The sequence below is a fragment of the Polaribacter huanghezhanensis genome, from assembly GCF_030444335.1.
Taxonomy (GTDB): Bacteria; Bacteroidota; Bacteroidia; order Flavobacteriales; family Flavobacteriaceae; genus Polaribacter; species Polaribacter huanghezhanensis.
Genome location: NZ_CP128595.1, coordinates 1,295,934 through 1,319,396 on the forward strand (window position 1 = coordinate 1,295,934; position 23,463 = coordinate 1,319,396).

Here is a 23,463-nt window from a genome sequence, read left to right on the forward strand (position 1 = left end):
GTAATAATGACAGGAATCGTATATAAATCTACAGGAAGTTGGTATCTGATTAAATCAGAAAATGGATCGTTTTACGAATGTAGAATGAAAGGAAAGTTTAGAATTCAAGGGATTAAAAGCACTAATCCAATTGCTGTTGGCGATGTTGTAGATTTTGAAATTGAAACCAAAAATGATACGGAAACTGGCGTAATTCATGAAATCCACGAACGTAAAAATTACATCATCCGTAAATCGGTAAATTTATCAAAACAAACACACATCATTGCTGCAAATGTAGATTTGGTTTTTCTATTAATTACGATTGATAATCCACCAACTTTTACAACATTTATAGATCGGTTTTTAGTAACTGCAGAAGCGTATTCTGTACCAACAATTTTGATTTTTAATAAAATTGATTCGTACGAATTAGAACAACGAGCAGAAGTGATGTATTTGAAAGATATTTATGAGAAAATTGGCTATACGTGTGTAGAAGTTTCTGCTACAGAAAATAAAAATGTAGCTATAATAAAAGAAATGATGCTTGGTAAAACAAGCATGTTTATCGGTCATTCTGGTGTTGGAAAATCTACCTTGGTAAATGCCATTGAACCAACTTTAGATTTAAAAACCAAGGAAATATCGAATCAACATAAACAGGGGCAACACACAACAACTTTTGCGGAAATGTTCGATTTAAGTTTTAATGCCTCTATTATTGATACACCAGGAATTAAAGGCTTTGGTGTTGTAGATATGGAGAAAGAAGAAGTTGATAGTTATTTTCCAGAGTTTTTAGCAGTTAAAAACGATTGTAAATTTAACAATTGTTTGCACGTAGAAGAACCAAAATGTGCTGTAAAAGAAGCTGTTGAAAACGAAGAAATTTCTTTTTCTCGGTATAAAAGTTACCTGCAAATTATTGCTGGAGAAGAGGAAAATTATAGAACTGATTTTTGGGAAAACGAAGACGATATTTAAATGAAAGCTGTAATTCAAAGAGTTAAACATGCTAGTGTAACTGTAAACAACATTAAGATAGCTACAATCCAAAACGGAATCTTATTATTGTTGGGAGTTGCAGAAAATGATTCAGCTGAAGACATTAGTTGGTTGTCAAAAAAAATTGCAAACCTCAGAATTTTTAATGATAAAAATGGTGTGATGAACAAATCTCTGTTAGAAATTAACGGAGAAGCAATTGTTGTGAGTCAATTTACTTTACAAGCAAGTACCAAAAAAGGAAATAGACCGAGTTATTTAAAAGCTGCAAAACCAGAAATTGCGATTCCGATTTACGAAGAATTTGTACGTCAATTTGAAGTAGAAATTGGTGAAAAAGTGCAAACAGGTGAGTTTGGAGCAGACATGAAAGTTGAATTGCTAAATGATGGTCCAGTAACCATTATTATAGATACCGAGAACAAAATTTAATTTCAATTTTTTAAGAAAAAATTAAGTGAAAAATAAATATATTTTCCATGGAAAATATATTTAAAAAGATTACATTTGCCGTTCATAAAAAATAAAACAATTAAAAAATGAAAAAACTAGTAATTTTAGCAATCGCATTTTCTGCGGTATTGGTTTCTTGTAAAGAGAATAAGAAGGTAGAGGTAAAAGAAGAGGTAGCAGTAATTAAAAGTGCATCAGACTTAAATAACGTAGATGTAACGGCATCAGTTTTAAACTGGAAAGGAGCAAAACCAACAGGAGAACACAACGGAACAGTTGCTTTAAAAAGTGGTGGAATTTTAATCGAAAACGGCGTAATAACTGCAGGAGAATTTGTAGTTGACATGAGTACGATTACAAATTTAGATATGAAAGGTAAAGCAGGGGCAGGAAAAATTGAAGGACACTTAAAGTCTGTTGATTTCTTTGATGTAGCAGCATATCCAACAGCAAAATTTGTAATTACAAACGTTGAGAAGAAAGACGATAAATTAGCTGTAACCGGAAACTTAAATATTAAAGATGTAACTAAAAGTATCACAATTCCGGCAACACTTTCTGAGGTTGATGGAGCATATGTTTTTAAAAGTGAAAACTTTAATATCAACAGAGCAGATTTTAATATAAAGTACGGTTCAAAATCTTTCTTTGATAATTTAAAAGATAAATTTGTAGACGATTTAGTAGAAATGTCTTTTGTTGTTAAAACAAAAGCATAGTTGTTTCTATAAAAAAATAAATTTTTTAAAACCCAAAACGAAAGTTTTGGGTTTTTATTTATAAGTTAATTGCAGTCGTATTTTTTACTTCTCCAATCGTAAAAATACTGTGTGTACTTCCAATATGCTTAATTGCTGTTAGTTTGGTAATCATAAAATCTCTGTAAGATTCCATGTCTTTTACATAAATTTTAAGAATGTAATCGTAATCGCCACTGACATGAAAACATTCCGAAACTTCTGGGAGTTTTAAAATTTCCGATTCAAAATTGCTTACATATTCTTTGGTGTGTTGAATCAATTTAATGTGACAAAAAACTAAGAATGAACGTTCAACTTTGTTTTTGTTGATAATCGCCACATAATTTTTAATTACATTTTCTTTCTCCAATTTTTTAACCCGTTCATAAACAGCTGTTACAGATAAATTTAATTGTAACGAAAGTTTTTTTGTGGTCTGTTTACTGTCTTTTTGTAAAAGATGAATCAGTTTTTTATCAATAGTATCTAATTGCATTCCGAAAATTTTTCTAGTTGATGTTGTAAATGATGTAAATTGTAGTTTTTAAATTTATTTTAAACCATAAAAATAGAAAAATAATCTATATATAATGAAATCAATTGATTAATAATCGGTGATGTTGTTTCTTTGTAAAACAAAACACAAGATTATGAAATTTAAACCAGCAAATAACATTCAAGATTTACAATATTTCGGAGAATTCGGAGGCGTAAATCCATCTATTTCAGATTCATCAACCTATACCTTTTTATCGGCAAAAACCATGTTCGATACGTTTGAAGGAAATACTGATGGTTGTTATTTATATTCTCGTCATTCAACGCCAAGTAACTTATATCTAGGCGAAGCTTTGGCTGCAATGGAAGGAACAGAAACCGCAAATGTTGCAGGTTCAGGAATGGGTGCAATTACACCAACTATTTTACAGATTTGTGGCAACGGAGATCACATTGTTTCTAGTAGAACAATTTATGGAGGAACGTACGCTTTTTTAAAGAATTTTACGCCAAGAATGGGCATACAAACATCGTTTGTGGATATTACAAAAATTGCTATTGTTGAGGCAGCAATTACTAAAAACACAAAAATGATTTATTGCGAATCTGTAAGCAATCCTTTACTGGAAGTTGCAGACATCAAAGCACTATCTGCTTTATCGAAAAAACACAATTTACAATTGGTTGTAGATAATACGTTTTCGCCTTTGTCAATTTCTCCGGCTCAATTAGGTGCAGATGTTGTAATTCATAGTTTAACAAAATTTATCAACGGTTCTTCGGATACGATGGGCGGCGTTGTTTGTGGTACAAAAGAATTTGTAAATTCTCAAAAAAGTGTGATTGACGGAGCAAGTATGTTGTTGGGTTCTTCGATGGATTCTTTGCGCTCTGCATCGATTTTAAAGAATATGAGAACCTTGCACATTAGAATGAAACAACACAGTAAAAATGCAGCTTTTTTAGCAGATAAATTTGAAGTTGAAGGATTAAAAACGGTGTATCCAGGACTAAAATCGCACCCATCTCACGCCATTTTTAAATCGATGATGAACGAAGAATATGGTTTTGGAGGGATGTTAACAATTGATGCCGGTTCTTTAGAAAAAGCAAATGCATTGATGGAGTTAATGCAAGAAAAAAACTTGGGTTACTTAGCGGTAAGTTTAGGTTTTTATAAAACACTTTTCTCTGCCCCCGGAACTTCAACTTCATCAGAAATACCAGAAGACGAACAAGAAGAAATGGGATTAACAGATGGATTAATTCGTTTTTCAATTGGTTTAGATAATGATATTGAAAGAACTTATAAAATAATGAATGCTTGTATGAAACAAGTAGGAGTTTTATAAATTAAATCCCTTTTATCCGATTCCAAAGTGTACTAAAAAAACCATCGGAAGGATTAAAATTATTGGTGGGTTTCGTTTCTAAACGAGACCCATTTTTTTTGATTTCAAAATTCATCACCGCTCTAACAGAATCTTGTTTTGTAAGCATTACATAACGCAAATCGTTGTAAATAATTTTTGTCGGATTTTTCTGTCTTTCAATGAAATAATACTGATCGCTAAACCAAGCTAATCTTTTTAAATCAGCATTTTTTGGGTTTAAAATTGTTGTATCTTTTGCAATGGTAATAAAAGTATCAGCTGTATTTTTAGTATCAAAAATCGAATAGTATGCAATTTTATAATTGGTATTGGTTTCTGCAATTCCGTACCAAAGAAAATTATTTAGAATAGTTGGTTGTGTTCTATATCGGAGATAAGAAATGTTTGCTTTTTTAAAAGATTTTTTAAAAACAGCATCTATATAAATTTTATTTCCAATAGTAAAAAGCATGTATGCAGAACTGATGTAAATCCCCGCTTTTGTCCATTTTAAGCGTTTGGTATTTGTTCTTTTAAAGAATAAAACTACTATCATACAAGTCAAAAATGGAAGTGTATATAAAGGATCCACAACAGAAATATTGTTAAATGCAACTCTATAATCAGAAAAAGGTGCAAACAATTGTGTTCCGTAAGGCGTAAAACAATCTAAAATTGGGTGTGTAAAAATTGATAAAAAGAACAATAGAGTCCAATCTTTTTTGGTAGTGGTATCTATTCTTTTTCCAGAATTATATAATTTGAAGAAAACAAATCCGAAGATAAAAGCGCCTACAAAAGCAAAGGTAAGCGAATGCATAAATCCTCTGTGAAAAGTCATAATATCAATGCTGTTAGAGTAAAATAACTTCCCAATAAAAACATCCAAATCAGGGATTGTTCCGCCTATTGCGCCAAATAATAATGCTTTATTTCCTATCTTTTTACCGAGTGCAATTTCGCCGCAAGCAGCACCTAAAACAATCTGAGTTAACGAATCCATAGACGCAAATGTAGTAAACGAAATTGATTTGCATAGCTTCTTCTAAAATCGTAACATTACAACACAAAAATTTTATACAATGCAAGACGATAAAAACATTTCTGAAATTAAGATTGAAGACCAAAAAATAATTGAAAACAAAGAGTTAAATATTTGGGAAGCCCTATTTCCTGTTCTAATTTTAATCGGAATGTTAGCGTATAATGTTTATATTTTTGGTGATGATGCACTGAGTGGATCTAATCAATTTATTTTATTGATGGGTGCAGCAGTAGCGGCAATTGTTGGTTTTAGAAATAAAGTTTCTTTTGAACGAATGATTGAAGAAGTTGCTGAGAATATTAAATCTACAGCTGGGGCAATTTTAATTTTATTATTAGTTGGTGCTTTGGCAGGAACTTGGTTGATCAGCGGAATTATTCCTGCAATGATTTATTACGGATTGCAGGTGTTAAATCCAACGATATTTTTAGCGGCTTGTTTAATAATTTGTGCAGTAATTTCTATTGCCACTGGTAGTTCTTGGACCACTTCAGCAACGGTTGGTATTGCATTAATTGGTATTGGAGATGCCTTGGGGATTTCTTTAGGAATGACAGCCGGAGCAATCTTGTCTGGAGCTTATTTTGGAGATAAAATGTCGCCAATGTCAGATACCACAAATCTAGCGCCCGCAATGGCAGGAACAGATTTGTTTACACATATTAGATACATGGCGCTAACGACAGTTCCTACAATAATTATAACATTAATTGTATTTATAATTTTAGGGTTTACACAAAATGTAACTGGAGAAGCAGATACAAGTTCGTTGTTAGTTGATATAGATAAAGCATTTAATATTACTCCTTGGTTATTTTTAGTTCCAGTTGGAGTAATTGTTTTAATTGTAAAGAAAACGCCTCCGTTAATTGCATTGTTAATTGGTACTCTAGCTGCAGCCGTTTTTGCGTTGATTTTTCAACCAGAAGTTGTTGCACAAATTGCAGGAGTGAAAGAATTAGATTTTAATTCTGCTTATAAAGGAGTAATGAAAGCCATAACAGTAGAAACTTCTGTAGCAACAGAAAATAAAGCATTAGCCGATTTATTTACAGCTGGCGGAATGGCAAAAATGCTTGGAACCATTTGGTTGATTTTATGTGCAATGACTTTTGGTGGTGTTATGGATGCCATTGGAGCTTTGGCAAGAATTAGCAGTTTTATGTTGGGGCTTTTTGATTCAGTTTTTGGATTGTTTGCAAGCACAGTAGCAACGTGTATTGGATTAAATATTACAGCTTCAGATCAATATTTAGCAATTGTAGTTCCGGGTAAAATGTATGCAAAAGCATATAAAGATGCTGGATTAGCACCAGAAAATTTAAGTAGAACGCTAGAAGATTCTGGAACCGTAACGTCAGTGTTAGTTCCTTGGAATACTTGTGGAGCGTATCAATCTGGAGTTTTAGGTGTTGGTGTTTCAGAATATTTTTTCTACGCAATCTTTAACTGGCTGAGTCCTATTATGACTTTAATTTTCGCTGCATTTAAAATCAAAATAAAACAGTTGGTTAAAAAATAAATGATTGTTAAAGCGGCTCCTTCTGATGCAGAAACACTAACCCAAATTGCGTTAGAATCAAAAGCGTATTGGGGATATTCTTCAGCACAATTAGAAAGTTGGAGATCAGATTTAACAATTCTTCCAGAAACTTTTAATGATTGGGAGTGGTTGTAAATTTACAATCGATACTGAAATTGAAGATTTTTATTTATTAAATAGAATAGATTCAAGAAGTTGTGTGTTAGAATTTCTATTTGTAAAACCACCATTTATAGGAAAAAATATCGGAGGACAATTAATAGAACATGCTATTAAAAGTTGTAGAACCAATAGTTGTAAAGTTTTAAGTGTACTTTCTGATCCAAACGCGGTAGCTTTTTATGAGAAGTATGGATTTAAAACAATCTCTCTAAAAGAAAGTTCAGTTCCTGATAGGTTTTTACCTGAAATGGAACTAGAATTCCTAGAAAAGAGATGAATTATTTCTTCTTTAAAAGATGTAAAATTCCAGAAATCAATAAAAGAACCCAAGGTAAACCGTGTAACAACACGTCAAAATAATCTTGAAATTGCATTGCGTGTTCTCCGGAAAAAGCACTTCCTCCTAAAATCCATTGAATTTTACCCCAAATATGTGGCGGATTAAATGGCGCTAAACCTAAAGTTAAACTTGCGATTAAAAAGAGCTTCCAATTGTCTCGTAATTTTTGTTTCATTTTTCGGGTATTTTCTACTTTGTGACTAGATAAACCAGTTCCAAACCAAACCAAAACGGATTACATAATCTCTATATGGATAGTTGGGCGCAGAAAAATAATTCTTCTTTAAAAATAGGGAACTTAGGTTTTCTGCCTTTAAATAAATCCGAGTTCTTCTAACTTGTGCATTGATAAAAAAATCAAAAGTTGGATAACCGATTTCGGTGGAATTCTGAATTGTAAATTCGTTTAACAATGGATTAAAAGCATTTGCTTTGTATTTTGAGAAATACTTAAATGTAATTCCGGTTTGTAAGAATAAGGGTTTTCCTTCAAACAAAAAACCGGAATAATACAAGGTGTTTCTAGTTACAAAATTCGGAACCCTAAAGACATCTTTTCCGCTACTTACTTGCTGAAATAAAAGGGTGTTGTTTAATGCGAACTTTCCAAATTTGAACTCATTATTTGCTTTCACTTTTAAATACGTAACATTTTCTCCAGATTGTTGCGGTTTAGAAGTGTCATCAAAATAGGTATAGTTTTCAATGTTTGTAATGCTTGTATTTAAGTTTATCCATTTAGATTGCATTTCAAAAGCAATGTTTCTTGTATTGCTATTTTTAAAAGTATCATTTTGCCAATTGTACTCGTCGTAGGCACTTTGATATAAGATTGTATTAAAATTTGGTGATTTAGAATTGAGAGAAATACTTCCTTTAAAAGACGTTACACTATCTTTTTTGAAAATCGCTTCACTATAAAAATTTGAACCAGAAATACGTCCTGATCCAGGTGTAAGATTTACATCCGTATTTAATCGGAAATTTTTAATTTTCGCATTCCAGCTTCCTCCAAAAGAAATTGCAGAGCCTTTAATTTTAGGATTTGTAATGGTGTTTATTGTCGAATTTAAAACGGCATTATATCCGTAATTGTAATTTGTTAAACCTGTGTTTACTCTAAACGTTCCTAAAATATATTTCGAATTAAATTCTAAAAAGAATTGATTGTTGATGAGTTTATTTTCAACGGTGTCTGTAAAACCAGTAGCAATATTTGCATTCCCGAAAAACGTAGTGTTTACTGCTTTTTCGGTAAATTGATAGCTTTTAGTTTCGTGTGTAAATATGTGTCCGAATTTTAAATTGGTAAAGTTATTTTTGATGCTGTCTTTTGATGAAAATAGTTTATAATCTTGCTCAATATAAAACCGGTTTCCTTCTAAAGTTGTTTCTGTACCTTCTAAATTTACATCCAATCTTCCTCTGTCAGAAAAATTTGGGTCATTAGTTGTAAAAGCAGTTAAAGAGATTGCTGTTAATCCGCCGTTTTCTTGATTCATTAAATCTTGTTTTGCAATATGTCCTCTAATTGCGTATCGATTGTTTTTAGTTTGATAACTAAACACCGTTCTAAAATTACCTTGAGAAGCCAATGAGTTTCTGTAATTTCCTAAAGAACGCAGACCTTTGTAAAGAATGCCGACATTAAATCGTTCAGAAAAATTTAAGGTAAATAAGGTTTCTAAAACTTGTCCTTGTTGCAAGCCAGTTCTGTATAAAATTTCTGATGTTGGCGTCGGAACTTTGTAATAATTAATGTCTTCTTTGGATAGATAATTAAAATGTTTTGCGTTCATTCCAATAATTGGAAATGAGTTTTGATGTGTAAAATCGTATCCTAAATTGTTAAAAGTTTGTCCTTGATTATGAAAAGCAAGCAATTCAAAATTGTCTTTTCGTAAAAAATTATATTTGTATTCTTTTAAAATTGTGAGCGTAGTATCAATATACGTAGTGTCTTTTTTAAAAGAGATAATTTTATAATCAGTATATTTTGTTTTGCCGTTTAATTTTACAATCGTTCTTTTTTTATTGATAAATGTAGAATCTGCCTGGTTTATTCCATCCGAAGAAATGATTTGGGAATGGATTAGTTGCAAGCTAAAAAGCATGATGATTAAGAAACTAAAAAAACGTTTTTTCATGTAAAATGATTGATACAGCAAATGTAAAATTTTTAAACGGAAATAAAGATGAATAATTCCCTCTAAAACTGTTAATGAAAAAAAAGGTTTCTCATTTTTTATGAGAACAGATAAATTGTTATTCCCATGAAAATGGGAATCTAAAAGAAAAGAAATTGATTTTATATTCTTTTCTTTGTAGCGATGCTAAAAAGTAATTACAGCGGAAAAATTTTAGAAGCGGGAACAGACGAAGCCGGAAGAGGTTGTTTGTGTGGTCCGGTTGTGGCAGCTGCAGTTATTTTACCAGTAAGTTTTGAACATCCTTTTTTAAATGATTCTAAGCAATTATCAGAAAAGCAGCGGAAAGAATTAAGACCAATTATAGAACAAAAAGCAATCGCTTTTGGTGTTTCTTTTGTTGATGAAAAAGAAGTGGATACAATCAATGTGTTACAAGCTTCAATTGTTGGTATGCAGCGTTCCATTGAACAATTAGATCCGCAGCCAGAATTTATTATTGTTGATGGAAATAAATTTAAAACCTACAAAAAAGTTCCGCACGAAACCATTGTAAAAGGCGATGCAAAATATTTGAGTATTGCCGCAGCTTCGGTATTAGCAAAAACGTATAGAGATGAATTTATGGAGAAAATTCATCAAGAATTTCCGATGTACAATTGGAAACAAAACAAAGGATATCCAACAAAACAACACAGAAATGCGATTCGAGAATTTGGAATTACAGCGTATCACAGAAAAACATTTCGTTTGCTTCCAGAGCAATTAAAACTGAAGTTGTAATTGTTTTTTTTGTCAAGTAAATATATTTTTCTAAAAAAAAGACGACTCTATTTTAGTTTAGAGAAGGTATACTTGTCATTTTGAGGGAAGTGAAACGAAACCGAAAAATCTTATCAAAATTGTTATCAACTTATAAAAACTTCAACTATTTTAGCACTCTAATTTTACAAGATGATTAAAAGAACACGTGCTGAAATTACCAAATGTATCATTCATAAAGTAGCGAATAAATACAATCGCGGACAAAATGTTTTTTCAGAAAACGTCATCCGATTTGATGAAGATAGTTATCAATTAATGATTCCATTTTTATTAAAACCGTTTGTAAACTTGTCGCAAAGTTTTCGTTTTAGTCATCATGCAGATATTCGTTTAAACGAAATCAATAATTATGCAACAAACATTTTTAAGGATGAAAATTCTTTTATAGAAAATTCTAAAAACATTGTCAATCATTTATACGAACAATCAAATTCTGCTCAAATAAAAAAAGGCGATGTCATTATCGCATTGGTTGAAGGCATTGAATATCAAGATATTATAACGGAAGCAATTGGAGTTTTTAAAGTCGAAAATAAAACAGATTTTTTTCAAACCTATTTAGAAGACAATAGTTTTGATGTTGCTGTTCAACAAGGAATTAGTACCAAAAAAATAGACAAAGGTTGTTTGATTTTAAATACAACAGATGCAGAAGGAACCGTTGTTTTAAGTGTAGACAACAATCAATATGATGCGCAATATTGGATTAAAAATTTCTTGTCAGTAAAATATGCTGATGACAGAAATCAACACACACAGAGCTATTTAGAATTGTGTAAAGAGTTTTCTGAAGAAGTGATAAAACCCGAATTTGGCAAACAAGAACAAAGTCAATTTTTGGCAAATACCGTAGATTATTTTAAGGAAAACGAATCGGTAGATTACCATGCTTTTAAAGAAGAATTGTTTGAGGAAGACAAACAAAAAGGTATGTTTGACGATTATAAAAAACATTTTGAAACGCTGAATGATGTGTTAATCAGAAATAATTTTGAAGTTTCTGATGTGGTGTTAAAGAAAGAAAAAAGCAAGATAAAAAGCATCATTAAATTAGACACCAATATCGAAATAAAATTAGATGTTGATGCGCCAGATGCGGCTTCAGAATATTTAGAACGCGGGTATGATGAAGAGAAAAAAATGAAATATTACAAAGTATATTTTAACGAAGAAAAATAGCGCTAACTTATTTTTGGGTAAGATTTAAGTTCGTTTTTTTTCATTTAAAAATAGTATATTTACGTACATCAATTTTTACGACAGAGATGAAAAAAATACTCATTACAAGTGTTTTGCTGTTTTTTGGACTTCATATACTAGCACAAGAAAAAGTACAAACCTATACTTCAGAGCTAGGGAAATTCTCTATGGTTTCTTACGGAGAAGTTACAGAGGATGTTAAAAAAGAGAATAGCAGTACTATTTATAGAGCTGCATACAGAAGTAAGGAAATGCTTTTTGCAGTTTCAAGTAGCTTGCAGCAAAACAAACCTAAAAAAGTTTCTGATTTATTAAAAGCGTCTGTTTTAACTTTTAAAACGGCACTTAAAGCAACAATTGTTCAACAAAAAAATATTAAAGAAAATAAAACAAAAGGAATGTATGCTTCTCTAATGATGAATAATGATGTGACAGTAGAATACAAAGTATTCTCTAAAGGCTTTTACTTGTACCAAGTGATGGTGTTTGCAAAAAAAGACAAGTACAAAAAAGAAATTGCAGCGGCTTTTTTTAAAGCGTTTGCTATTACTAAGTAGCTTGAAAATTTATAGAAAAGATTTTACTTCAAACAAATCTGTAAAATGGTTTAAAATTTTCTCTTGAACATCTTCTAGAGGAATTTTTCTGCCCAATTCAACTTCCATAGAAGTAACGGCCTTTCCTCTAATTCCACACGGAATAATATTGTCGAAATAACCCAAATCTACATTTACATTTAGAGCAAAACCATGCATCGTAACCCAACGTGTAGAACGAATTCCCATGGCGCAAATTTTACGAGCAAAAGGTGTTCCAACAGCTAGCCAAACACCAGTTTCTCCTTTGCTTCTTTCTGCTTTTAAACCGTAATCATTTAAAGTCAAAATAATAACTTCTTCTAAAAAACGCAAGTATTTATGAATGTCTGTAAAAAAATTTTCTAAATCTAAAATAGGATACCCGACAATTTGTCCCGGACCGTGATAGGTAATATCTCCACCTCGATTTATTTTGTAAAAAGTAGCCCCTTTTTCTTCTAGCTGATTTTCATTCAATAATAAATTTTCTAAATCGCCACTTTTACCCAATGTATACACATGCGGATGTTCTACAAAAAGGAAATGATTTTTGGTTTCTTTTGTTTCATTATTCTTTCGATTGCTAATTTTTTGATCAACAATTTCTTGTAATAATTCGGTTTGATAACTCCAAGTTTCCTTGTAATCTTTAACGCCTAAGTTTTTAAGTAGAATGTTTTTATTCATAATAGTAGAGAGCAAAGATAAATATTTAATTACATTTGTTCGTGATATTTACAATTAACCCAAACTAATTTTAGATACATTTAATGATGAAAAAATACTACAAACTTTCTTTCTTGTTTTTCTTTTTTCTTTCTATTTCTATGTTTTCACAAAACATTTGGACAAAGAAAAAGGCAAAAGCAAGAAGTACAAAGAAAGCATTAGAATATAGAGAATCGCAACCAACATCTTACGAGCTATATACTTTAGATGCAGATTTGGTTGATAAAAAATTAACTCTTTCTACAGGTCAAGAAACCATTATGGAGTTGCCAACTCCAAACGGAATTCAACGATTTTTAGTAAAAGAAGCTTCTGTTTTTTCGGATGAATTAGCAGCGAAATTTCCTTTGATAAAATCGTACGTTGGAGTTGGAGTTGATGATGCAACCGCAAGAGTTCGATTTAGTAAATCTAGAGATGGTTTTCATGCAATAATTTCTTCAGGGAACTATCCAATGTTTTTAATCGACCCCTATACAAAAGATAAAAAAACAGCAATAGCTTATTTTAAAAACAAATCTACTAAAAGTAAATTTCAGTGTTTGTTTGAGAAAAATACGTCAAAAGGAAACCAAAGAAATTTCCAGAAAACAACAAATGCAAATGATGGAAAATTAAGAACGTATAGACTTGCCGTAGTTGCAACTGCAGAGTTTTCTCAATTTCATTTAACCAATCAAAACATTGCCCCAGCTGCAACAGATGCAGTTAAAAAGGCAGCAGTTCTGTCAGCTATAAATACCATAATGACTCGTGTAAATTGGGTTTTTGAGAGGGATTTAGGAGTTACTATGAAACTCGTAACAAACAATGAAAACCTTATTTTTTTAGATAGTGCAACAGATGGGTTAACTAATGATAATATTAATACCTTGTTAGAAGAATCGCAAAAAAAATGTGATACAATTATTGGCGATGCAAATTACGATATTGGACACTTATTTGCTTGGGTAAATGATGAAAGTGGAAACGGTTTAGCTGCTGGTAGCGTAGTTTGTGAAAGTGGAACTAAGGCAAAAGGAGTAACCATGAAAAAAACACCATTAGGTGATGGTTTTGCTATTGATTTAGTAGCTCATGAAATTGGGCATCAATTTGGGGCAAATCATACACAAAATAATGCAGACTGTAATATAAATAGAGGAACAGCTGTAGAGCCAGGAAGTGGTTCTACCATTATGGCGTATGCAGGTTTTTGTGCTCCAAACATACAGTTCTATAGTGATGCATATTTCCATGCAGCAAGTATTAAAGAAATGTGGACTTATGTTTCTACAATTGCAACTTGTGCTACAGAAACTGCAACAAATAATTCGGCTCCGGTTGCAAATGCTGGTACTAATTTTTTTATCCCAAAATCAACGCCATTTGTGTTAAAAGGTGCAGCAACAGATGTAGATAGCGCAAATAGTTTGACTTATAATTGGGAACAAGAAGATAATGAAGCAGCAACAATACCGCCAGCTGCAACAAGTACTGTTGGACCAATGTTTAGATCACTGCCATCTTCTACGTCACCAGATAGGTATATGCCAAAAATAGCAACTGTATTAGCAGGAAATACTTCTTCTACTTGGGAAGTTGTTCCTTCAGTAACTAGGTCTATGAATTTTTCTTTAACGGTTAGAGATAATGTTTTAAATGGTGGAGCAACTGCTAGAGATGATACTAAAATTACAGTTGATGGAAATTCTGGGCCTTTTAGGATGACCTCTCAAAATGACAATACGGTACCAATAGAATGGAAAGGAGCTAGTATACAGACTATTACTTGGGATGCTGCAAATACAACATTCTCACCAGTAAATTGTGCTTATGTTTCTATTGTATTTTCAACTGATAATGGAGTTACATTTGATACAGTCATAGAGAAAAAGACGCCTAATGATGGAGTACAAGATGTAATTGTTCCAAATTTAAATACAACTAATGGTAGAATAATGGTTAAAGCATTCGATAATGTTTTTTATGCTGTAAATTCAGCTAAGATTACTACTGTAAAAGTTGTGGTAAAAGACGGGTTTTTACTATATCCAAATCCAACAATAAATAAAGAGTTGTTATTAAGTTTGAAGAAAGAAACCTCTAAAAGTGTTGAAGTTAAATTGTTTAATCTATTTGGGCAATTGATTCAAAAGGATACTTATAACAATCCAGAAAAACAGTTTTTAAATAAAATGGACTATTCTAATGTGTCACAAGGGTTATATATATTAGTAGTAACCAATGGGTCTATTAAATTTATCAGAAAAGTTTTTATAAAATAATAATAAAAATAATTTTCAGTTATCTTGTTAAGTCAATTATTTTTATTGTGTAATTTTCACTTATGTCTATAGAAGTTTCTTCAGTAACCAAAGTCTACGATTCTCAAAAAGTGCTAAATAACATCAGTTTTTCTTTAGAAAAAGGATCTATTGTTGGATTCTTAGGCCCAAATGGCGCTGGAAAATCTACCATGATGAAAATCTTAATTGGTTTTATAAATCCAACAGAAGGAACCGTTTTAGTCAACGGAATTAACGTGTTAGAAAATCCGATTGAAGCGCAAAAAAACATTGGTTATTTGCCAGAAAACAATCCGTTATATACAGAAATGTATGTAAAAGAATACTTGCAATTTCAAGCATCCATTTATAAAATAGCCAAAGAAAATGTTGCTGATATTATAGAAAAAGTTGGTTTAACGCCTGAAGTTCATAAAAAAATAGGACAATTATCAAAAGGCTATCAACAAAGAGTTGGTTTGGCTGCTGCTTTGTTACACAATCCAGATGTATTAATTTTAGATGAACCAACTACAGGTTTAGATCCAAATCAGTTGGTAGATATTAGGGAGTTGATTAAAGAAATAGGAAAAGATAAAACCGTGTTGTTTTCTACACATATCATGCAAGAAGTAGAGGCGGTTTGCGATCGGGTCATCATCATTAAAAAAGGAGAAATAGTTGTCGATAAATTACTGAAAGACGTTCGTTCTAACCAGCAGCAAATTATAGAAGTGACGTTTGATTTTAAACTTGAGGAACAATTTATAAAAAAATTACCCAACTTAGTTTCCTATAAAAATAACTACGATACTACATGGTTTTTAACCTTTAATGCTGATAAAGATATGCGTTCTGTGGTGTTTGATTTTGCACAAGAAAACGGACTTAAAATTTTAGGGTTGAACACGCAGAATCAAAATCTAGAAGCACTTTTTAGAGAAAGTACCAATTAAAGTCCTGCTTTTGAACTTGAAATTTTTGAAGCTAATAGCGCCATTGGAATATAGGCGAAAATAAGATCTACAGCATTGAACCACATTGGAGCAGGCAACATAAAAACATTTATCGTTCCGAATACTAAAAAGATACATCCAACAATTAAAGTCATTTTTTTCTTGGTTGCTGCAATTTTATCGGTAACAATTGCTCCAACTAAAGTCCCGATTGCGTGTGCTAAAAAAGGAAAGAAAAAATGTTTTGGTTCAAAAAGATGTAAAGATTCTTTTAAACCCTCCATGCTTGTAACATCTGCTCCGTTTGGAGGCGGAATTACAGAGCTACTCATCATAATTATTCCCATATTCACAATACTACCTATCACCAGGCCAGCAATAACTGCAAGAATATTTTTTAATGTAGCATTAATGAAAATACATTTATAGACTGATAAATATACAGCTATAAAAATTATTGAATTTATAAACAGTTGAAAAAGAGGTTATAAAAACGTATATTTGAGTTTAACTATAAAAAAACGAACCAATGGAAGATTTAACAGAGCAGCAAAATGCAACTATAATGTCTTATAAAGAATGGGCATTAACCATCTTTTTAGCATCCATTCCAATTGTAGGATTTATTTTAGTATTGATTTGGGCATTTGACTCAAACACAAGAATTAATAAGAAAAATTGGGCAAAAGGAACTTTATTATTAATGGTAATTTACTTTATCATCATAATGCTATTCTTATTTATGTTTGGCGGTTTGGCAATTTTAGCAGGAATGAGTTAATTCAATTTAAAAGTAACTTGTTCTTTTTCTAATTTAGCTAACAGTTCATTTGTTATTTTTATTTTAGGAATTCTACTTGGTAAACTCAGTTCTATTTTTTCTTTTTTATCCCAAATTGTAAAATACAGACTTTGTTTACCAGGATTTGTTTCTAATAATTGTTGCAGATTCGTAATGTTGTTTTCTGTTACTTCTTCAACAGGAATTTGAATGGTGATTTTTTTACACATTTCATCCATCGTGTCGTGCAATAATTTGAATTCTGTAAACTGTAATCTTGGTTCACCAACGATTCCAGTATTTTTATTTGCCCAACCTGCTTTGATTACTGTTTTTACAAATAAGAAAGAATTTGGAACTAAAAAGTGTCTAAATTTTAAATATTCTTCTCCAAAAATTCGAAACTCATTATTGTTATAATAATCTTCTATAAAAAAAGTAGCCCAACCTTTTCCAGCTTTAGAAACTCGATGTTGAACGTCGGTAACAATTCCTGCAAAAGATAAATTCATTCCCACATACTTCGTAAGATCTCCTTTAAAATGAGATAAATTGGCATTACAAAAGGTCAATTCGTTTTTAAAATCATCTAAAGGATGCGCAGAAATATAAATTCCGACCACTTCTTTTTCTTTCCCTAAAGTTTCCATGGTGCTCCAAGTTTCACATTCTGGAATAATAGGTTCTGGCAATTGAATATCTGATGCTTCTCCAAACAAAGAAACTTGTGATGAATTTTCTCCATCTTGATATTTGTTTCCGTAACGCAATGCCTTCTCAATAAAGGTTTGTCCTTTTTCATCTTGAGCAAAATATTGCGCTCTATGAGAATCTTTAAAAGAATCAAATCCGCCAGCTAAAATCAATCCGTCAAATGCTTTTTTATTAGCAACACGTAAATCAACACGTTTTGCAACATCAAAAATCGACACAAAGTGTCCATTTTTTTTACGTTCATCAATAATTGCTTTTACAGCCAAACTTCCAACTCCTTTAATTGCCGCCATTCCAAAACGGATATTTCCTTCTTTATTTACAGAAAATTTAGAATACGATTCGTTCACATCTGGACCTAAAACGGTCAGTCCAGAACGTTTGCATTCTTCCATAAAAAACGAAACAGACTTAATGTCATTCATGTTATTTGACAACACAGAGGCCATATATTCAGCAGGATAATGTGCTTTTAAATATGCCGTTTGATAGGCAATCCAGGCATAACAAGTGGAGTGAGATTTGTTAAAAGCATAACTTGCAAACGCTTCCCAATCTTTCCAGATTTTCTCTAATTTTTCTGCATCATGCCCATTTTTACTTGCTTGCTCAATAAATTTCGGTTTCATTTTAGCAAGCACAGAAGCTTGTTTTTTTCCCATGGCTTTACGCAACACATCAGCTTCACCTTTGGTAAAATCTGCTAACTTTTGCGACAACAACATTACTTGCTCTTGATAGACTGTAATTCCGTAAGTTTCTGCCAAGTATTCTTCCATCGCTGGCAAATCATACTCAATATCTTCCGTTCCGTGTTTTCTGTTGATAAACGACGGAATGTACTCCATTGGTCCAGGTCTGTACAACGCATTCATTGCAATTAAATCGGCAAAAACAGTTGGTTTTAAAGCACGCATGTGTTTTTGCATTCCGGGTGATTCGTATTGAAAAATCCCAACCGTTTCTCCACGTTGAAATAATTCGTATGTTTTTTCATCATCCAACGGAAAATTTTCTGGATCTAATTCAATTCCGTGTTTTGCCTTTACAATTTTTACGGTATGCTTAATTAGGGTTAATGTTTTTAATCCCAAGAAATCCATTTTCAACAAACCTGCACTTTCCACAACCGAGTTATCGAATTGTGTCACATACATGTCAGAATCTTTAGCAAGTGTCACCGGAACAAAATTTGTAATGTCGGATGGTGTAATAATTACACCACAAGCGTGAATTCCGGTATTACGAACAGAGCCTTCTAAAACCCTTGCTTTGTTGATGGTTTCTGCACTTAAATCAGTTCCTTCAGCTAATTTTTTAAGCTCGTTCACCAATTCAATTTCTTCTGAACGCAATTTTTCTTTTAGCTCTTTATCGCCTAATGAAAAGATTTTGCTCAGTTTCATTCCAGGAATTAACTTGGCAATTCTGTCGGCTTCAAAAAGCGGTAAATCTAGTACTCTTGCTGTGTCTCTAATAGAAGATTTTGCAGCCATGGTTCCGTAGGTAATAATTTGCGCAACCTGATTAGATCCATATTTATTGATTACATACTCCATTACTTTTCCACGTCCTTCATCATCAAAATCGATATCGATATCTGGCATCGAAACACGTTCTGGATTTAAGAAACGCTCAAAAAGTAAATCGTATGTAATTGGATCTAAATTGGTAATCCACAAACAATACGCAACAACAGATCCAGCAGCAGAACCACGACCAGGACCAACGGCAACATCCATATTTCTGGCTTCTCTAATAAAATCTTCTACAATTAAAAAATATCCTGGATAACCCGTTTTTTCAATTACAGACAATTCAAAATCTAAACGCTCTCCAATTGCTTCTGTAATTTCTCCGTAGCGTTTTTTTGCACCTTCATAGGTTAAATGGCGTAAGTAATTGTTTTCTCCTCTTTTTCCGCTATCTTCTGCATCTTTTTCATCTTGAAATTCTGTTGGAATATCAAAAGCGGGTAATAAAACATCTCTTGCCAACGTGTAAGGTTCCACTTTATCAACAACTTCTTGAATGTTAGAAATTGCTTCTGGTAAATCTGCAAATAATTGCTTCATTTGTTCAGAAGATTTGAAAAAATATTCATCGTTTGGCAAACCGTAACGATAGCCTCTTCCGCGACCTTTTGGAGTAGCTTGTTTTTCTCCGTCTTTTACACACAATAAAATATCATGCGCATTGGCATCTCCTTTTTCTAAATAAAAAGTGTTGTTGGTAGCAACCGTTTTTATGTGGTGGTTTTTAGAGAATTTTAATAAGGTTTCATTGACTATTTTTTCATCTTCTTGTCCATGACGCATCAATTCGATGTAAAAATCATCTTTAAAAACAGATTTCCACCAAAGCAAGGCTTCTTCTGCTTGTTTTTCTCCGACATTTAAAATTTTACTTGGAATTTCTCCGTATAAATTTCCAGTAAGTACAATAATATCTTCTTTGTATTTTTCTACAATTGCTTTGTCGATTCTAGGAATATAATAGAAGCCATCTACAAATGCGATGGACGACATTTTTGCCAAATTGTGATATCCTTTTTTATTTTTCGCCAACAAAACAACTTGATATCCGTTGTCTTTTTTGCTTTTATCTAAATGATTTTCGCAAATATTAAATTCGCAACCAACAATGGGTTTTAAAATAGTTTCGGTTGGTGTTTCACCTTCAGCCTCTAACTCTTTGTTTTTGGCTTCTGCAGTTTTATTATGATTTAAAATAGCGCTTACAAAATGAAAAGCTGCCATCATATTTCCTGTGTCTGTCAAAGCAATTGCAGACATGTTGTCTTTTGCAGCAGCCTTTACAATGTTGCCAATTTGCATGGTAGATTGTAGTACAGAAAACTGTGTGTGATTGTGTAAATGCGCAAACTGAACACCTTCTAATGAGGCAATATTTTTTGTAGAAACGGCTGTTGTGTCGGCATCTTTTTTTGCCTCAGCACGTTTTCTAATTTTTTCACTTTCTTTTTTTAGGTTGATGTGTTTTAAACCAATTACCTGAATTGGTTTTGGATTTGCTTCTGAGAAATTTTGAAAATAACTTTCATCAACATCTAATTCTTCTTTGGTGAATTCTCGTAAACGAATCAATTCTAAAAAACAACGTGTTGTTGCTTCAACATCGGCAGTTGCGTTATGTGCTTCTGCAAAATCTTGTCCAAATAAATGTCTGTGTAATTCTGTTAACGTTGGCAATTTAAACTTCCCATATCTTCCTCCAGGAAGTTGACACATCAACGCTGTTTTCTCAGTACACGTATCTAAAAGAGGTAGTTTATTTAACTTACTTTCAACCCCTAAACGATGAAATTCACAGCCCATAATATTAAGATCAAAACCAACATTTTGACCAACAATAAATTTTGTTTTTTGCAAGGCTTCATTAAATAACTGTAAACTTTCCGCTAAAGAAATTCCTTGTTCCTGGGCAAGTTCTGTAGAAATTCCGTGAATTCTTTCTGCATCATACGGAATGTTAAATCCGTCAGGTTGAATTAAAAAATCATTATGTTCTAATAAATTTCCGAATTTATCATGCAACTGCCAAGCAATCTGAATGCATCTTGGCCAATTATCTGTATCGGTAATTGGTGCATTCCAGCTTTTAGGCAAACCTGTTGTTTCGGTATCAAAAATTAAGTACATAAATGATTTTAAATTGTATTTTTAGAGACTTTAAAGATACTTTTTTTTGATATTTTTTTAAGTGAAGAAACGGTAATAGTTGTTAACAATTATAGAATCGAATCAAGTGATAAAACTACTATATTCAATATCTTTACGAAAGACAAAATGATGAAAGATTTTACTTTACAAATTATTGGGCATCGAGGGGCTTCTTTTAACGCTCCAGAAAACACGCTTTCTGCAATTCAACTAGCTTGGAATTTGGGAATTAAAAAAGCAGAAATTGATGTACATCTATCAAAAGACTACCAAATTGTTGTCATTCATGATGAAAACACCAAACGACTTACAGGAAAAGATGCTTTGGTTAAAGATCAAACTTTAGCGGAATTACAAGACTTAAGCGTTTGCTTAAAAACAGGTGTTGATAAAATACCGACTCTAAAAGAAGTTCTTGAAACGATTCCAATAGAGAGTACTTTGATTATCGAAATAAAATGTGGAAAAGAAATTATTCCGATTTTAGAACGAGAAGTAGCAAACTATTCTTTTGATGCTTTAGTGTTTATTAGTTTTGATTATGAGGTTATTTCTGAAGTTAAAAAAAGTTTTCCAAACAACAAATCCCTTTGGTTGTTAGATTTAGATTACACAAAAGAGACTGAGAAAGAATATGTCGGAATTGAATCAATTCTAAAAAAAACGAAACAAGCAAATTTAGACGGAATCAACGTTTGGGCTGGAAAAATTGCTGATAAAAACTTTGTAGAGGCCGTAAAAACAGCAAACTTGCTTTTGTATATTTGGTCAACAAATTCTGTGGAGTTGACAAAACATTTTTTAAAACTAGGTGCTGATGCAGTTACGACAGACAGACCAAAATGGATTTTAGATCAACTTTAAAATTGCAAAATTCATGAAAAATAAAGAATTAGAAGAAACGCATTGGGATGTTTTAATCATTGGTGGCGGAGCGACAGGAGTTGGAACTGCAATTGATGCAGCATCTAGAGGTTATAAAACATTGCTTGTTGAGCAAAGTGATTTTGGAAAAGGAACATCCAGTAAAAGCACCAAATTAATTCATGGAGGCGTTCGGTATTTGCAGCAAGGAAACATTTCTCTAGTTTTAGAATCGTTGAAAGAACGAGCGATTTTAAAAAAGAACGCACCTCATATTGTACACGATTTGAATTTTGTTGTTCCGACTTATGATTGGTGGGAAAGTCCATTTTATGGAATCGGACTTAAATTGTACGACATGCTTGCGGGAAAAGAAGGATTTGGGAAATCTGAGTTTTTATCCAAAGAAGAAACGATTTCTTACTTGCCTACGATAGAACAAGAAGGGTTGCAAGGAGGCATTTTGTATCATGATGGACAATTTGACGACACACGTCTACTAATTAGTATGTTGTTAACGGCTGAAAAGCAAGGCGCTACTTTATTGAATTACACAGAATTAATTTCGCTAACCAAAACAAATGATAAAATTAGTGGCGGAATTATTAAAGATGTGCAGACAAAATCGACCTTTGAAATTAAGGCAAAAGTAGTGATCAATGCAACGGGAGTTTTTGCAGATGCCGTTCGAAAAAAAGATCTTTCAGGTGTAAACAACAGAATGACGGGAAGTCGAGGTACTCATATTGTGTTGGATAAGAGTTTCTTAAAGGGAGAAACTGCAATTATGATTCCTCATACCAAAGACGGACGTGTTTTATTTGCTGTTCCTTGGCACGATAAATTGTTGATTGGAACGACAGATATTGAAGTTCAAGAATACAATCTTGATCCTGTTTCAACAGAAGAAGAAATTAATTTTTTATTGAATCACACGGCTAAATACCTTGTTAAAAATCCAACTAAAAAAGATATTAAAAGTGTTTTCTCAGGCTTACGACCTTTGGTGAAAAATGATTCTTCTGAAAGTTCTTCTGAAATATCTAGAGAACATCAAATAGAAATTAGCGAAAACGGATTGGTTAGTATTTTAGGCGGAAAATGGACAACGTATCGAAAAATGGCAAAAGATGTTGTAAACAAAGCTTCTACGTACGCCGGTTTGCCAAGAGTTAAATCAGACACACATAAATTACAATTGAACGGTTTTCATGAAAATTCTGCAGTTTTTGAAGCGTTGAGTATTTATGGATCTGATGCTTTAAAAATAAAGAAAATAAGTGCTGATAATCCTGATTTAAAAGAGAAATTACATCAAGAATATCCAATTATAAAAGCACAAATTGTTTTTGCAGTACGAAATGAAAAGGCCAAGACAATTGAAGATTTTTTAGCAAGAAGAACGCGTCTTTTATTTCTTGATGTAAAAGCGAGCCTTGATGTAGCTCCCGTTGTTGCAGAAATAATGGCAAAAGAATTGGGTACAACTGAAGATTGGATTCAAGAGCAACTTACATCTTATCAAAAAGTGGCAAGTACATATCTTCCGTAGATTTTATCTTGTTTCATCAACAATTT

General features: G+C 32.2%; 22 protein-coding genes. 15 read left to right on the forward strand and 7 right to left on the reverse strand.

The genetic code is table 11. The features are described 5' to 3' along the window. Positions 1–6 precede the first annotated feature (6 nt). The 3 genes from rsgA to KCTC32516_RS06155 all read left to right on the forward strand — a co-directional run bounded on the left by rsgA (position 7) and on the right by KCTC32516_RS06155 (position 2,159). Positions 7–966 carry a ribosome small subunit-dependent GTPase A gene (gene rsgA / locus KCTC32516_RS06145; RefSeq protein ID WP_301399510.1) on the forward strand — a complete coding sequence of 320 codons (960 nt, stop codon included), beginning with the start codon at positions 7–9 and terminating at the stop codon, positions 964–966. Continuing rightward, positions 967–1,419 (forward strand): D-aminoacyl-tRNA deacylase, encoded by a 453-nt coding sequence (gene dtd / locus KCTC32516_RS06150; RefSeq protein WP_301399511.1) that lies wholly within the window; start codon positions 967–969, stop codon positions 1,417–1,419. It begins immediately after the preceding gene. A 107-nt stretch (positions 1,420–1,526) separates the two neighbouring features. Next, entirely contained in the window at positions 1,527–2,159 is a 633-nt protein-coding gene (locus KCTC32516_RS06155) for a YceI family protein (RefSeq protein ID WP_301399512.1), read from the forward strand. A gap of 58 nt (positions 2,160–2,217) precedes the next feature. On the opposite strand, the gene KCTC32516_RS06160 is transcribed toward KCTC32516_RS06155, so the two are convergent. Continuing rightward, entirely contained in the window at positions 2,218–2,676 is a 459-nt protein-coding gene (locus KCTC32516_RS06160) for an Lrp/AsnC family transcriptional regulator (protein WP_301399513.1), read from the reverse strand. 154 nt (positions 2,677–2,830) lie between these two features. On the opposite strand from KCTC32516_RS06160, the gene KCTC32516_RS06165 reads away from it, so the two are divergent. Next, positions 2,831–4,030, forward strand: a complete 1,200-nt coding sequence (locus KCTC32516_RS06165) for an aminotransferase class I/II-fold pyridoxal phosphate-dependent enzyme (RefSeq protein WP_301399514.1) — start codon at positions 2,831–2,833, stop codon at positions 4,028–4,030. Position 4,031: 1 nt separating this feature from the next. Here the strand turns inward: KCTC32516_RS06165 and KCTC32516_RS06170 are convergent, their stop codons facing one another. Then, positions 4,032–5,054, reverse strand: coding sequence for a metal-dependent hydrolase (locus KCTC32516_RS06170; protein ID WP_301399515.1), 1,023 nt, complete (start codon positions 5,052–5,054; stop codon positions 4,032–4,034). A 79-nt stretch (positions 5,055–5,133) separates the two neighbouring features. Here KCTC32516_RS06170 and nhaC point away from each other — a divergent pair, with 79 nt between their 5' ends. Genes nhaC through KCTC32516_RS06185 form a run of 3 tightly spaced genes read left to right on the forward strand, consistent with a single transcriptional unit; the run spans position 5,134 to position 7,078 of the window. Next, a complete protein-coding gene (gene nhaC / locus KCTC32516_RS06175; RefSeq protein ID WP_301399516.1) occupies positions 5,134–6,618 on the forward strand; it encodes a Na+/H+ antiporter NhaC in 1,485 nt (494 codons plus the stop codon). Further along, on the forward strand, positions 6,619–6,774 hold the full coding sequence (locus KCTC32516_RS06180; RefSeq protein WP_301399517.1) for a hypothetical protein: 156 nt from the start codon (positions 6,619–6,621) through the stop codon (positions 6,772–6,774). It abuts the gene before it with no gap. Further along, positions 6,755–7,078 carry a GNAT family N-acetyltransferase gene (locus tag KCTC32516_RS06185; RefSeq protein WP_301399518.1) on the forward strand — a complete coding sequence of 108 codons (324 nt, stop codon included), beginning with the start codon at positions 6,755–6,757 and terminating at the stop codon, positions 7,076–7,078. The genes KCTC32516_RS06180 and KCTC32516_RS06185 overlap by 20 nt, the downstream gene beginning before the upstream one ends. Position 7,079: 1 nt before the next feature. Here KCTC32516_RS06185 and KCTC32516_RS06190 read toward each other — a convergent pair whose 3' ends face one another. Both KCTC32516_RS06190 and KCTC32516_RS06195 read right to left on the reverse strand, forming a co-directional pair. Then, positions 7,080–7,316, reverse strand: a complete 237-nt coding sequence (locus KCTC32516_RS06190; RefSeq protein ID WP_301399519.1) for a hypothetical protein — start codon at positions 7,314–7,316, stop codon at positions 7,080–7,082. A gap of 25 nt (positions 7,317–7,341) precedes the next feature. Then, positions 7,342–9,288: a putative porin gene (locus KCTC32516_RS06195; RefSeq protein WP_301399520.1), complete on the reverse strand. Its 1,947-nt coding sequence runs from the start codon at positions 9,286–9,288 to the stop codon at positions 7,342–7,344. 183 nt (positions 9,289–9,471) lie between these two features. Here KCTC32516_RS06195 and rnhB point away from each other — a divergent pair, with 183 nt between their 5' ends. From rnhB to KCTC32516_RS06210, 3 genes are all read left to right on the forward strand, one after another. Further along, a complete protein-coding gene (gene rnhB / locus KCTC32516_RS06200; protein ID WP_301399521.1) occupies positions 9,472–10,071 on the forward strand; it encodes a ribonuclease HII in 600 nt (199 codons plus the stop codon). A gap of 171 nt (positions 10,072–10,242) precedes the next feature. Then, positions 10,243–11,292, forward strand: a complete 1,050-nt coding sequence (locus tag KCTC32516_RS06205; protein WP_301399522.1) for a nucleoid-associated protein — start codon at positions 10,243–10,245, stop codon at positions 11,290–11,292. A gap of 86 nt (positions 11,293–11,378) precedes the next feature. Continuing rightward, positions 11,379–11,870 (forward strand): hypothetical protein, encoded by a 492-nt coding sequence (locus tag KCTC32516_RS06210; protein ID WP_301399523.1) that lies wholly within the window; start codon positions 11,379–11,381, stop codon positions 11,868–11,870. Positions 11,871–11,879: 9 nt separating this feature from the next. Here KCTC32516_RS06210 and lipB read toward each other — a convergent pair whose 3' ends face one another. Further along, positions 11,880–12,578 carry a lipoyl(octanoyl) transferase LipB gene (gene lipB / locus KCTC32516_RS06215; protein WP_301399524.1) on the reverse strand — a complete coding sequence of 233 codons (699 nt, stop codon included), beginning with the start codon at positions 12,576–12,578 and terminating at the stop codon, positions 11,880–11,882. Positions 12,579–12,661: 83 nt separating this feature from the next. On the opposite strand from lipB, the gene KCTC32516_RS06220 reads away from it, so the two are divergent. Next, positions 12,662–14,887, forward strand: coding sequence for a zinc-dependent metalloprotease (locus KCTC32516_RS06220; RefSeq protein WP_301399525.1), 2,226 nt, complete (start codon positions 12,662–12,664; stop codon positions 14,885–14,887). A gap of 62 nt (positions 14,888–14,949) precedes the next feature. Continuing rightward, positions 14,950–15,843, forward strand: a complete 894-nt coding sequence (gene gldA / locus KCTC32516_RS06225; protein WP_301399526.1) for a gliding motility-associated ABC transporter ATP-binding subunit GldA — start codon at positions 14,950–14,952, stop codon at positions 15,841–15,843. Here the strand turns inward: gldA and KCTC32516_RS06230 are convergent. After that, positions 15,840–16,190, reverse strand: a complete 351-nt coding sequence (locus KCTC32516_RS06230) for a hypothetical protein (protein WP_366911052.1) — start codon at positions 16,188–16,190, stop codon at positions 15,840–15,842. The genes gldA and KCTC32516_RS06230 overlap by 4 nt on opposite strands. A 182-nt stretch (positions 16,191–16,372) precedes the next feature. Here KCTC32516_RS06230 and KCTC32516_RS06235 point away from each other — a divergent pair, with 182 nt between their 5' ends. Then, entirely contained in the window at positions 16,373–16,624 is a 252-nt protein-coding gene (locus tag KCTC32516_RS06235; RefSeq protein WP_301399527.1) for a hypothetical protein, read from the forward strand. On the opposite strand, the gene dnaE is transcribed toward KCTC32516_RS06235, so the two are convergent. Next, complete coding sequence (gene dnaE, locus KCTC32516_RS06240) at positions 16,621–21,000, reverse strand: DNA polymerase III subunit alpha (protein WP_301399528.1); 4,380 nt, start codon at positions 20,998–21,000, stop codon at positions 16,621–16,623. The two genes, KCTC32516_RS06235 and dnaE, sit on opposite strands and share 4 nt — an antisense overlap. A 147-nt stretch (positions 21,001–21,147) precedes the next feature. Here dnaE and KCTC32516_RS06245 point away from each other — a divergent pair, with 147 nt between their 5' ends. Next, entirely contained in the window at positions 21,148–21,885 is a 738-nt protein-coding gene (locus KCTC32516_RS06245; RefSeq protein WP_301399529.1) for a glycerophosphodiester phosphodiesterase family protein, read from the forward strand. A 13-nt stretch (positions 21,886–21,898) separates the two neighbouring features. Then, complete coding sequence (locus tag KCTC32516_RS06250; RefSeq protein ID WP_301399530.1) at positions 21,899–23,437, forward strand: glycerol-3-phosphate dehydrogenase/oxidase; 1,539 nt, start codon at positions 21,899–21,901, stop codon at positions 23,435–23,437. Positions 23,438–23,463: the final 26 nt, after the last annotated feature.